This window comes from Brachyspira hampsonii (assembly GCF_001746205.1).
Lineage (GTDB): Bacteria > Spirochaetota > Brachyspiria > Brachyspirales > Brachyspiraceae > Brachyspira > Brachyspira hampsonii_B.
Genome location: NZ_MDCO01000006.1, coordinates 53,732 through 66,988, shown reverse-complemented (window position 1 = coordinate 66,988; position 13,257 = coordinate 53,732). Strand labels below are relative to the sequence as shown.

The window sequence follows — 13,257 nt, the reverse complement described above, 5'->3', positions numbered from 1 at the left end:
ATATAAATTTAGTTTACCGTGCGTTGTATAACACTATCAATTTAAATTTAGCCTGGGTGGGCAGCTAAAAAATTATAGTTATATAACAAAGAAAATTAAAATTATATTACAGAATACAATTATGAATATAGAGGGCGGGGTTGAAAATATGTTTTAAAATTAATCATACAAGTCATTGTACTATAATTTATAATTAAAAATAAGATATAAATAAAAAAATATTGCAAAAATTATAATCTCATATATAGTATAGCTTTCATAATTATAAATAGTTATGGATAAAAAACTGTTATAAGGAATATATTCTATGGAAAAATTTTTCAAGCTTAAAGAGTATGGCACGAATGTAAGAACAGAGATAATAGCTGGTTTTACTACTTTTATGACAATGGCTTATATACTAGCAGTAAACCCTGGAGTTCTTAGTGCTACCGGTATGGATAAGGGAGCGGTATTTACAGCTACAGTAGTATCTTCAATAATAGCAACTTTGATAATGTCTTTATTAGCAAATCTTCCTTTTGCTTTAGCACCAGGAATGGGACTTAATGCTTTCTTTGCTTATACTGTAGTATTGGGTATGGGATATAGCTGGGAAACTGCTTTAACTGCCGTATTTATAGAAGGTATTATTTTTGTTGTTCTTACTATTTTTAATGTAAGAGAGGCTATAGTTAATAGTATACCGGTTAATATGAAAAGAGCTATTTCTGTTGGAATAGGATTATTTATAGCTTTTATAGGTCTTCAAAACTCTAAGGTTATAGTAAATAATGATGCTACTTTGCTTGGACTTGGTAATATCACTTCAGGAAGTGCATTGCTTGCTATTATAGGACTTATTATAACAGCAGTTTTATTAGCATATAATGTGAAAGGAGCGATACTTTTGGGAATATTTATTACAGCAATAATTGGTATTCCTATGGGACTTACAAAAATCTCTCCAGATGCAAGTTTTATTCCTCCTTCCTTAGAACCAATAGCTTTTAAATTAGATTTCAGTAATATATTCACTCCTAATATGTTTATAGTTCTGTTTACTTTTCTTTTTGTTGATATGTTTGATACAGTAGGTACATTGGTAGGGGTATGTACTAAAGCGGATATGCTTACAAAAAACGGAGAAGTTCCTAGATGTAAGCAGGCTTTATTTGCAGATGCTGTAGGAACAGTTGTAGGAGCATGTTTAGGTACTTCTACTGTTACTACTTATGTAGAGAGTGCTTCAGGTGTTGCTGAAGGCGGTAAAACAGGATTAACTTCGCTTGTTGTTGCTATATTATTTGCTGTTTCATTATTCTTATCACATATATTTTTAGCTATACCTTCTGCTGCTACTGCTCCTGCTTTAATTATAGTTGGATTATTTATGATGACACCTATATTGGAAATTAATTTCAATGATTATACTGAAGCAATTCCTGCTTTTATCTGTATAATATTTATGCCTTTCGCTTATAGTATAGCTGAAGGTATAACTTTCGGAGTATTATCATTTACTATATTAAAATTCGTTTCTGGTAAAAATAAAGATATATCATTATTAACTTGGATATTATCAGCACTTCTTTTAATTAAAATACTTATGCCTATAATACAGAAACATTTAGGATAATTAATATTTAATTGATTGATGTTAGTATTTAAACAGAGAGATTTTTATATCTCTCTGTTTTTAATAAATTGATCATAATTAAATTGTACGGAGATATTAAGATGAGCATGATGGCTAAAAAAGACAAAGATAAAATAGTAAGATTGGTAATAAATGGGCTTTGGGATAATAAGAATGTCGATTTAGAGTTTAAAAATAATACAATGATTTTAGTTGGTGAAAATGGTTCAGGTAAAACAACAATTTTGCGTATATTGTATGCAATTTTAAATAACAGAATTGATATCTTAAAAAAAGAAAAATTTAATTATTTCCAATTAACAGTTAATAATAAAATGTTGGAATTATCTCATAAAGATTTATATGATGAGGAAAAACTTCAGAAAATAACCAATGATTTATACGATGATGCAAAAGAAAAATCAGATGAAAATGATAATTACACAATTGATGATATAGTTTCTAATGATGATGACAAAGAACTATCATCAAATGATGATAATGAGTTAATTAATGTTGATAATATTTATTATGCATTATTAAAAGATATAGATAAAATTATTTTTTTTATAAAAAAAATTATTAGCTTTCCAGAATATTTGGTAATTAAAAATACTTCTTTACAACAAGAATTAGCAAATATAGCAAATCTATATGAATTAATAAAAGATTATGTTAGAGAAACTGGTATTAATGATATATTAAAAAGTGATAAAAAAGAATATAATTTATTTAATCTAAATACTAAGATATTATATTTTTCAATAAATAGAATGTTAGATAATAGTAATTCAGCACTTGAAGTTATTAAGAATGTTATGAATGGTGAAGAAAATGAAATACTAGATACAAATATTAATGTTTTGGATAGTCATATAAAACAATATCTTTATAAGATTAAGAATAAATTTGATGAAGAAATGAGAATATTTATATTCCGATGTTTAGATGATATTTTACAAGATAAATATAATGATATTGATTATGGTTCATTAGAAATTAATGAAGATGAAATTAATAAGTTATTAATATATGTAGACTCCACTGTTTTAAAAGAAGATGAAAAAAAGAGTATTAAAGATAGATTACTTAAAATAAAGACAGATACAACTATAGAGAAAAATGATAATAAAATATCATTATATTTTTATAAAAAAATATTAGAAATATGTAATGAAATAGAAGAATTAGAAGAAGTTGTAATAAAATGTTTTAATATTCTTAATAATTATTTATATGAAAAAAAGTTTGTATATAATAAAGGAAGTTTCAAATATAGTATTTTATCATACAAAAATAAAAAACTTTATTTAAAAGATTTATCATCAGGTGAGAAAAAAATAGTTCAAATATTTATATGGTTATACTTTATTAATAAAGATAAAGTGATAATTATTATTGATGAACCAGAATTATCATTATCTATTAAATGGCAGAAAAAAATACTTGTTCATATAAGAAAGTCGCCTAATTGTATTGGATTAATAGCTGCTACACATTCTCCTTTTATATTTGATAATGAAAAATTAGGACAATATGTGCATTATATAGGGGAGTCAATATATGATAATGAATAAACAAAATAAACCAAACCCATATATAACAAATATGAGCAAATCAATCAAATCTGCTCCTGTAAAATTTTTTGATATAGTTCAAAAATATAATAAAAATAATTATATATATATAATTACAGAGGGAGAAGATGATGTAGAATATTATGAAAGTATAATTTCTAAAGTTTATGGTGATAAAATTGAATATATGTATACTAATGGTAAGCCTGCAGCATTGAAATTGTATAATGATTTATTTAAAAATCAATATATGCAATACTCCAAAAAAAGAATATTATTTTTATTAGACAAAGATTTTTCTTATTGGAATAATTTAGTAGGAGAAAGACCAGAGCTTAATAATGTAAAAGATACAAATATATATATTACAGATAATTACAGCATAGAAAATAATTTGATAGAATATACTCTGTTTGAGAAAATATTAATTTACTATAACTATAATAAATTTAGTGAAGTATATTTTAATACATTATTATCTAATTTTAGAGATAATATGAAAGAAGTTATGGCTGATTCTATATTATTAGATAGAGCAAAACCAAAAAAGAAAGTTAATTTTAGTATTTCTAATGATATAATGATTAATATGAATAATTTAACTGTTGCTATAAGTTATTCAATTCAAAGTTCTCAAACTGATATAAATAATCAAATTAATGCATTTAATAATAATAAATCAGAGTATTCTGTTAAAGGAAAATTAGAGTTGAAATTTTTAATTGAAATATATAAAAAATTAAGGATAAATTTTTTCCGTAAAATTAAAAATAAAAAATATAACAGTAAAAAATTAAAACAATCAAAGATGTTATTTTATTATTTTATAAAAAATGCTACTATTCCATATACTTTAAAAACATTTTTAGATAAATTTTTAATTAAAAAAATAAATTAATTTAATAAAGATACTGCTTTATATAATTAATTTTAATGCTAATTAATTTATAATAAAAAAATGTAATGAAGCTTTAAAAAACTCCCTTTATTATTTTAACTCCTTATATTACCTAAGCTAGGATCTTCTATATTATCTTCAGGAAGCATGTATATATTATTATTTTGATTGTTGTTTTGAGTATTATTATTTTGATTACTATCATAGCTATTGGTATTTTCATCTAAAGGTGTATAATAAAAATCTCCATCATCTTCTATCATAGTGTCATTGGTATCCTCATTTCTAACCGTACCCGTTCTAAGATGATCTATAGGACATTGGGTAGACAAATCAACATTTCCTCCAACAGTTAGAGGAGCAACATTTACACAGGTATGATTTCTAGGAAGACCTGAATCCTGACAAATTTCTACTACTAATACATCATCAGGTATAGGCCAATTAAATTCTCTTTTAGATTGAGGAGTAATTGCATTAAGATATTGAAAAGTTGCCAAAGCAGTAGTAGCTCCTCCTGTTACATTATTTGGAAGCAAATCATTTCTATCGCTGCCTATCCAAGTAATTGTAACTATTTCATCATTATATGCAGCAAACCAATTATCTCTATGTTCGCTTGTTGTTCCTGTTTTAGCAGAATATGAAGGATATTTAAAGCCGTAAGTATTAGCACTTCTATATGCGGTTCCTCCCGGTGCTATAACTTTCTGTAAAGTAGTATTTAAAAAATAATAAGATGATGGTGAAGTTGAACTTATTTTATGAGGCGTTCTATCAACCAAAGCTGTAACACTAAGTTCATTACCGTCTATATCAATTATTTTATCTACAATATAAGGCTCATATTTAATACCGCCATTAGCCAATGCACTATAAGCAGATGCCAAATTAAGAGGACTCATTTCCATAGTTCCCAAACCTATAGATAAAGCATTCGGTATATAAGCATTTTCTCCGAAAAACTCTCTTGAATGCTCTATGAAATAAGAAAGCCCTATATCATTTAATAATTTAACCGCTATTGTATTAATTGATTTTGATAAAGCTGTTTCTAAAGTCATTTCCCCTCTATACCTTCTGTCAAAGTTTCTAGGTGAGTATGCCGGCTTTCCTGTACCCTGAGGATAGCTGTAATTGGTATCAAGCATAGTGGAAAATGGCTGTGCTCCACCCTCAAATGCATATAAATATATAAAAGGTTTTATTACACTGCCTATTTGTCTTTTTGCCTGTACTGCTCTGTTAAATTGATTTTGCAATGTGTATCCGTCGCCTCCTATCATAACAAGTATTCCGCCTGTTTTAGGATCTATTGATACCATTGCACCTTGATAGCTTCTATTTGATGAACTAGTCTGTAAGTTTCTTATATTTTCTTTCATTACAGAATCTGCAACTCTATAATATCTTTCATTTACTGTTGTATATATTTTAAGACCGGATAAGGCAAGCTCATCTTTATTAAAATAATTTAATAATTCCTGTCTTACATATTCATTGACATAAGGAGTTCTATTTACTGTCATTTTCCATTGGGCACCTTTCACCTGCTTGTTTATATTAGTGTATTCTTTATCAAATAAAGCAAGTTCAGATTCCATAGTCTGTTTATCTATAATATTATTTTTCACAAGTCTTGATAATATCTGCTCTACTTTTTTCCTGCTGTTATCAGGATTATTGACTATAGAATAGTATGTAGGGTTAGGAAGCATGCCGACTAATATAGCATATTCTAATAATCTGCATTGTCTTAGAGGTTTATTGAAATAATGATTGGCTGCTGCTTCAAATCCGTAGTTTCCGTCTCCAAGATAAACAGTATTAAAATACATTGCTAAAATTTCTTTTTTTGTATATTTCTGTTCTATCTCTCTTGCCGCAAACATTTCAAAAAGTTTTCTTTCTATAGTTCTTTCACTTTTTGTAAATAATAGCTTAGCTAACTGCTGAGTAAGTGTAGAGCCGCCGCCGACTATTCTTCTTGTTAAAATAGTTTGTACACCTAAATAAGCTGTTCTGAAATAGTTAATACCTTTATGAGAATAGAATTTCTGATCCTCCATTAAAAGCAATGTTTGTTCCAAAAGAGGATTAATATCATCTACATTAACAACCTCATAAGCAGGAGGCATATATTCGCCTATCAATATATTATTTCTATCGTATATTTTTGTAGGAGGAGAATCCCCAAAAGGATTTAAAGGATTAAAATATCTTATCCTTTTTTCATTACCTCTTATAACTATTATATCATAGTATTCTTCAAGCATAGCCATACTTTGATCTCTTCTGGCCACCCAATCTTTATATACGCCGCCTACAAAGTATATTCCAACTATGCCTACTGCAACAAATACAAATAAACATATAATAAAAATAGTTAGTATAAATTTTTTTAATTTGGATTTTTTCTTTTTAACACCGTTATTGTTATTTTCTTGTTTGTTTTTCTTAAACATTTAGCACCATATTAACATAATTATATTATACTATATATGATACTATAATATATATAACATTGCAAGCGGAATTTATTTAGATTTTTTATTATTCATAATAAAGTTATAATTGACTTATACATTTTTATATATTAAACTAAATAAAAAATAGTCTTTAAGTGATACATTATGAAGAATTTTCAAGCTAAATCATTATTAACTGTAGCAATTTTATCAATAATAACATGCGGTATATATTTTATTTATTGGATTTATGTTACAACAAATGATGTTAATAATTATATGGAACAGGAATATATTAACCCAACATTGAGTCTAGTTTTATCAATAATAACATGCGGATTATTCTCTATATATTGGTTTTATAAATATGGAACAATAGTATTTAATGATATGAGTAAAAAGGCTGAATTAGACAGTTATGGTGAAAATGCTGTTGTTTTGGCTATACTGCTATTTATACCTTTTGGATATATTTATTCTATTATAGCTCTTCAATCTAAACTTAATATTATTTTTACTAAATATTCAGATAATGATTCAGAATAATAGAACATAGTAAAATATTATTAACCTAATCAGCACTTGGGCGGGTGCTTATAAATTCTATATAAGCATTTAAGGAAATTTAAATATAATTTTCTAAACAAGCTAAAAAATATAAAGGGCGGGGTCTGTAAGTAAAATTTTTTATTTTCTCATTATGAACTTTAGAAGCATACATTAAAGGTGTCTCTCCATCCTCATTTGTTACATTTATATCTGCACCTTTTTGTATTAGAAGTTCTGCCACTTTTATATTATGAAGTTTGGAAGCAAATATAGAGTTACTGCAGTATAAACTACAATAACCCTTTATATGTTTTATTATTCATAATTAATATTTTTATTTCATTATACCCCATTCTTTCCATAATTGAACAGTGTAATTTTCTTCTCTTTGAGAAGTAGAATTAAATAAAGACTCATTATTAATATTTATAGAAGCTCTTCCGTCTCCATAACCCCATTCATGATCTTTCCAGAATGTAAAAGGACTAAAAATAAATTCTTGCAATTTTTGCTCATCTAATAAGATATTAACAAATAATTGCGGATTTTGATCAATAATATTAAATAGTTCAGGGTTATTTTCAAGAACTGTGAATAATTCAGGATTGTTTTTTAAATTATTAAACAGTGCATCATCTTTAGAAGCAAATAATTGGGCATTATTTTCTAAGAAATAAGCACGTTTACCTTGCTTATATTCATTTATAATCTCCTTTATGGCTTCTACTATCTCTTTAAGACTAGCATACTCTTTTTCATTTGGTGTATTATATGAAGCCTGACCATAACAGAATAATGAGAATAATAAAACAAATAGAAACAAGAAAATTATAAATTTTTTCATTCTTTTTCTCCTTATAATGAATAATTATATTTATAATATATATTTTATTAATAATAAATAAAAAGTCAATATATATTATAAAACCAAATGATAATATTGCTGTAAAAAAATAAATGTAAAAGTAGAAATTTGTTTTAATTAAAAAAAATTACTAATTTTTATTCATATTATAAAATATTTATATATTATTATATATATTTTTTAAAATTATTTTGTAAGTCTATATAATTTATTAGTTGGCTAACTATACTTTTTTAATTAAGCCTGTGGAAAGTTCAGGAATATAAATAAAACCATTAACTAAATCTATATAAATCGGAACAGAGGTTAGAGCAGTAGAACCTATTGCAGACACTGTTTATGTACAAAAAAATACTAAATGGGATAAAAATCCTTATAAAGTATCAGTTGCTGCTGTATTGGGTATAACTGCTAACAGTGATATAGTTACTTTATATGTTGAACCTTCTTTAGGTTATACTGCTGCTTATGATGGAAAACTAACTGCTAACGCTGTTGGCGGTCCTACTGATCCTAAAGTAAAACATAGCTTAGCTTGGGGTGCTTATACAGAGCTTTATATCAGACCTACTCAAGACTTAGAATGGTACTTCGAGATGGATGTTAATAACAGCTGTGAAGTATATTATATGCCTCCGAATGCTAAAGATGGAAAAGATGCAATTCATGGCTTTGTTCATGGTTCGCAGATAAAAACTAGATATAATTAAAAATAGAAAGGCTATAAGCCAATACTTTGCGTGCTGACGAAGTATGCACAATTTACAGGCTACATAGTAATAATAAAAAAGTGAGCCAATCCATCTAGTGAGTTTGCTCACTGACTTATTTAAGGCGAAGCGAACATAACAACAACCAAGCGAGCTAAGCCAGCTAGTGAGTTTACTCACTAGCTTATTTAAGGCGAAGCGAGCATAACAACAACCAAGCGAGCTAAGCCAGCTAGTGAGTTTACTCACTAGCTTATTTAAGGCGAAGCGAGCATAACAACAATAGGAAACAATATGAATATAGGGGCTGTAAGATCAATTCCTACAATGTTTATTCTAAACTTCTTTACTTTAGGAATATACCATTACTATTGGGTTTATTATATTACTTTAGAAGTAGAGAAGTTTACAAAAAGAAAAGATATATCCCCTGCTTTGGAGCTTTTACTTTCTGTTATGACTTGTAATCTCTATACAATATATTGGTATAATAAATACGGAAATATTATTCATAAAGAAATAGCGTTAAAAATAGATGAAAATGATAAAGACGATAAAACTCAAATAGTTATGACTGCAAGTATTATTGTATTATTAGCAGGAGTTCCTATTATAGGAGCTTTAATATTTGCTTTTGTTACAGGAGTACTTGTAAGCGGTATGGCTTTAGCTTATAGTGATTTCAACTTTATTGATTTAATTGATAACCCTGAAGCATTATTAATATTTTTGGGTACTATATTTGGCGGTTTTATTATTATTTTTGTAATTACTGCCTCTTTGATTATTCCAGATATAATTATGCAGAAAAAATTAAACTCTATATGGGAAAAAATTAGAAGTAAAAAATACAATAACAAAATAGATTAACCCAAATAAAAGCATTGCAAATGAAATATAATACTAAGCTATTTTAATGAAAAAATAATATTGTTTTAAATTTCATATATTATTAAAAGATATTGGAGTTCTAATAATGAATAGAAAAAAAATTTCAATTATTTCAATTATAGAAAAAATATTGGTATGTTTTGCAGGAATAGCTTTAACTTTTGAGGGGGTAGTAGGATTCTTTTCTTTTATTAATACAAGAAATTATATTCATACTGTAGGAGTGGTTGAAAAGTTAGATAGAAAAAAAATAGTATATAACCCTAGAAAAATTAGATATAAAAAGGTAATGGTAATAAGTTATGAAGCTGATAATCATGGAACATTATATGCTGCTTTAAGAAGTCATTATCCATTTAGAAAAGTAGGCGATGAATTGCCTTTATGGTATGATCCTGATGAACCAAAAAATATAAAACTTCCGATTTCTGATAGTATTTCTTATATATTAAGCATTGTTATAGGATTGCTAATAATTTATTTTGGAATTTATATTGTAAATAAAAAATAAATAGTTATACTGCTGTTTTTATTTAAATTTTATTTTTAGTGTTATGCACTCTTAAGTCAGCAATCTAATATTTTTTATTCCTTTAATTTTTTAAAATTATAATTAAGATATATATAACAATTTATTGCAAAAATGCCAAACTATAATATACTATCATTTATTTATGAAAAAAACTGTTTTATTTTTTGCTTTAATTCTTATTATGGTGGCTAATCTTTACCCTCAAGTTTTCAAACCGTTTAGAAAATTATATACTATACAAACAGAAAAATTTGAAATAATCTTTCCTATAGAGTCCAGAAGAACAGCTGAGAATCTGGCAAAAGTAGCGGATGATATATACTATAAATATTCTAAAATTTTAAATAGCACAGTAAGAGGAAAAATACCTATAACTATCACTCCAGACTTTAATATTTTTAATTCATCAGCAATGATAATACCATATTCAACACTGATTCTATATGATACTAATATGGACGAAAATTTCACTAGTTATAATAATAACTTTGAAACAGTATTTATACATGAACTTACTCATTTACTAACTATGGCATCAGAAAATACAGGGCTTGCAACTAAGGTGATGGGAAATTGGGCTTCTTTTGTGCATCTTAATGCTATGCCTTTTATGATAGAGGGTGCTCCTGTGAGTATGGAAAGTTTTACAGGACTTGGAAGGGCTAATGATCCGCTTATTAAACAGAGATTAAGACAGGATATATTTGAAGGCAATTTTAGAACGCCAATTCAAACATCTTATTTATGGAGTAAAAGCCCTTATGGAGATGTATATTATGAATATGGAGGACTTTTCTCAAAATATCTGCAGGAAAGATTTGGAATGGAGAAATACAATGAGTTTTGGAAAAAAATGCAGACTAGTCTTAGCTTTTCATTTCTTATTTATAACTCTGGAGTTTACGGATCTTTTAAAAAAGTATATGGAATAAAATTTACTGAGATATGGTCGGACTTTCAAAACTATTTGGTGCTTACAAATATTAATCCAAGCGAAGAGTTAAGAGTAAATGATAAAGAAACTTTTATTAATGATATTGCATCATACAATGATACTTTATACTATATAGACGGAGATATTGGAGCATTATATTCATATAAAGAAAAAAGAAATAATGAAAATAATAAAAAAGATTTGAAACTTGAGTTTTTAATAGATAAAAGCTCTGAAAGTTTGGATATATCAAAAGACGGAAGCAATGCCTTAATAGTGTCATATATGTATAACGGAGGACTTTATAAATACATTGTAAAAGAATATGATTTAAATAAAAAAACTAGAACTAAAAGAAAATGGTTTGATATTCAGTATGCAAGATATTTTAGAAATGGGATTATAGGAATATCAAAGGATCTGCATAACTCTATTTTAGTGTACATAAATGAAAACGATGAAAAAGAAATTTTATTACAGGCAAATGATAATTTCGGATACGGTTTTCCTGCGGTTATTGATGATAATAATATAGCATTGATAGTTACAGATAACGGAGTAAAACATATAGCAGTATTTAATTATAATAACAAAACATTAAAATATATTGATACAAAGGATAATACTCTTAACTATGTACGCTATTTAAAATACTCAAATAATAAACTTCTTTTTTCGTATAATAATAATGACAGATTTTATAAGCTAGGAGAAATTGATTTAGACAATAACAGCATTAAGCTATACACAAAAGACTATTCAGGAGGAGTATTTTCTGCTGTATATGCTGGAGAGAGTATTTATTATAAAGGAAGATTTTCAGAATTTGACAGGCTTATGAAATATACAGACGATACATCTCAAACAAAAAATTTCACATACACTGATAAAACAATTAATAAATATGAGTTTACTCCTCAAATGGAGCTTGGCAATTATAATAGTTTTAAATATTTTAGGCCTTGGAGCATGTGGGTTCCTCTGCCGCAGATGAGTGATAGTTTTCCTTTTCTTATAAATGGGCTTGGTATATTATCTGTAGTATCTTCGCCTTCTGCAAATAATTTGGCTTTAATATGGCTTGGATATGATATACCTTCCAACTTTCTGCAAACAGAATTATCAGTTACATCTTTTAGTATGATTTATCCTTTGTACTTCGGATTTAAAAGCGATGTTGTATATTCTTCTTTAAATTATTGGAGATTGAATAGTTATCTTTCTATGAAGTTTGAGCTTAATACAGAAAGCGATAAATTATATTTTAATATTGAACCTACGATTTCAGGGGCTTTATTTTCAGAATTTGTTAATCCTCAAACCAATACATCATCAGCATTTACTTGGAAATATTCTTCTTGGACTTTAAATGTTTCTCTCAAAGCGTCAATGATATTCAGAGTAAGAACCGACAAACCATATAGAGATGATTTAGTTAATCTTACAGTTATTCCTACATACTCTATTAAATATAATAAATTTGCAATAGATTTCAGCACAAAGTTTCAAACAAGATATGTTCCTATAAGAGCAAGTTTTTATGGTTCTTATGCGTTCTATACAAATACAGCATTTGATGGAAACTCTACAGTATTCGGATCAAGAGAAGTAAGTGCACCTGAGGAATTTTATGCTTATGTAAAAAATAAAAAATATAAATCAAACTATTTTTTAGGCGGTGATGTTGAAATTTTAGGTTATTTAAGTTCTCATTTTAATTTAAGTCATATATATTTTGATAATTTTTTTGCTTCTATTTTATATAGATTTGCTTATTTCTCAAAAGAATACATGCATTCTGCAGCTTTAAAAGTAGGATTTGATGCAAGCATTCCTATATCAGGTTATCAAAATATTGTAACAGGGGAACCTTATATATTATTAGCTTTAAGACTTCCTACAACTTTAGATAAAAATGCGATAGTGAATTATCCTACTTTAAATGATTTATATGTAGGTTTCGGATTTCAGATGTCTTGGTAATTAATTCTATAAATTTAATAAAAACTTGGGTGGGCGTTAATAAGTTAAATAAAAATAAAAAAGAAAATAAATATTATAATGCATATTAAAGTATCGAGCCTAGAGGGTGGGAATTAGAATAAAGCCAAAAAATTAAAAACTTTTTCTCAATCCCCGCCCTTTATAATTTATTGCTTTACTTTGAATTTTAGCTTTATATTTGTTTTATTGTTTAAATAACATCTGTTAGCAC

Annotated in this window: 9 protein-coding genes and 2 pseudogenes; 8 read left to right on the top strand and 3 right to left on the bottom strand. The window is 26.7% G+C overall.

Annotated elements, in window-relative coordinates:
- Positions 1 to 307: 307 nt before the first annotated feature.
- The 3 genes from BFL38_RS03400 to BFL38_RS03390 all read left to right on the top strand — a co-directional run bounded on the left by BFL38_RS03400 (position 308) and on the right by BFL38_RS03390 (position 4,093).
- Entirely contained in the window at positions 308 to 1,618 is a 1,311-nt protein-coding gene (locus BFL38_RS03400) for an NCS2 family permease (RefSeq protein ID WP_069725735.1), read from the top strand.
- 101 nt (positions 1,619 to 1,719) lie between these two features.
- Entirely contained in the window at positions 1,720 to 3,195 is a 1,476-nt protein-coding gene (locus BFL38_RS03395; protein WP_069725734.1) for an AAA family ATPase, read from the top strand.
- A complete protein-coding gene (locus BFL38_RS03390) occupies positions 3,182 to 4,093 on the top strand; it encodes a DUF4435 domain-containing protein (RefSeq protein WP_069725733.1) in 912 nt (303 codons plus the stop codon). Before BFL38_RS03395 ends, BFL38_RS03390 begins: the two co-directional genes overlap by 14 nt.
- Positions 4,094 to 4,188: 95 nt before the next feature.
- Here the strand turns inward: BFL38_RS03390 and BFL38_RS03385 are convergent, their stop codons facing one another.
- A complete protein-coding gene (locus tag BFL38_RS03385; RefSeq protein WP_069725732.1) occupies positions 4,189 to 6,558 on the bottom strand; it encodes a transglycosylase domain-containing protein in 2,370 nt (789 codons plus the stop codon).
- 168 nt (positions 6,559 to 6,726) lie between these two features.
- Between BFL38_RS03385 and BFL38_RS03380 the strand changes: the two genes are divergently transcribed.
- Positions 6,727 to 7,107 carry a DUF4234 domain-containing protein gene (locus BFL38_RS03380; RefSeq protein ID WP_069725731.1) on the top strand — a complete coding sequence of 127 codons (381 nt, stop codon included), beginning with the start codon at positions 6,727 to 6,729 and terminating at the stop codon, positions 7,105 to 7,107.
- Positions 7,108 to 7,249: 142 nt separating this feature from the next.
- Here BFL38_RS03380 and BFL38_RS14590 read toward each other — a convergent pair.
- Both BFL38_RS14590 and BFL38_RS03375 read right to left on the bottom strand, forming a co-directional pair.
- Positions 7,250 to 7,381 (bottom strand): annotated as a pseudogene (locus BFL38_RS14590) (ankyrin repeat domain-containing protein); the annotation flags it as partial.
- Positions 7,382 to 7,444: 63 nt separating this feature from the next.
- Entirely contained in the window at positions 7,445 to 7,954 is a 510-nt protein-coding gene (locus tag BFL38_RS03375) for a hypothetical protein (protein WP_069725730.1), read from the bottom strand.
- 323 nt (positions 7,955 to 8,277) lie between these two features.
- On the opposite strand from BFL38_RS03375, the pseudogene BFL38_RS15090 reads away from it, so the two are divergent.
- The 4 genes and pseudogenes from BFL38_RS15090 to BFL38_RS03355 all read left to right on the top strand — a co-directional run.
- Positions 8,278 to 8,685 (top strand): annotated as a pseudogene (locus BFL38_RS15090) (hypothetical protein); the annotation flags it as partial.
- A 294-nt stretch (positions 8,686 to 8,979) separates the two neighbouring features.
- Complete coding sequence (locus tag BFL38_RS03365; protein ID WP_069725728.1) at positions 8,980 to 9,555, top strand: DUF4234 domain-containing protein; 576 nt, start codon at positions 8,980 to 8,982, stop codon at positions 9,553 to 9,555.
- 106 nt (positions 9,556 to 9,661) lie between these two features.
- Positions 9,662 to 10,087, top strand: coding sequence for a DUF3592 domain-containing protein (locus BFL38_RS03360; protein WP_069725727.1), 426 nt, complete (start codon positions 9,662 to 9,664; stop codon positions 10,085 to 10,087).
- A 163-nt stretch (positions 10,088 to 10,250) separates the two neighbouring features.
- The gene (locus BFL38_RS03355) at positions 10,251 to 13,025 is read left to right on the top strand and encodes a TreP protein (RefSeq protein ID WP_069725726.1); all 2,775 of its coding nucleotides are present in this window, start codon (positions 10,251 to 10,253) and stop codon (positions 13,023 to 13,025) included.
- The last annotated feature ends 232 nt before the right edge of the window (positions 13,026 to 13,257 follow it).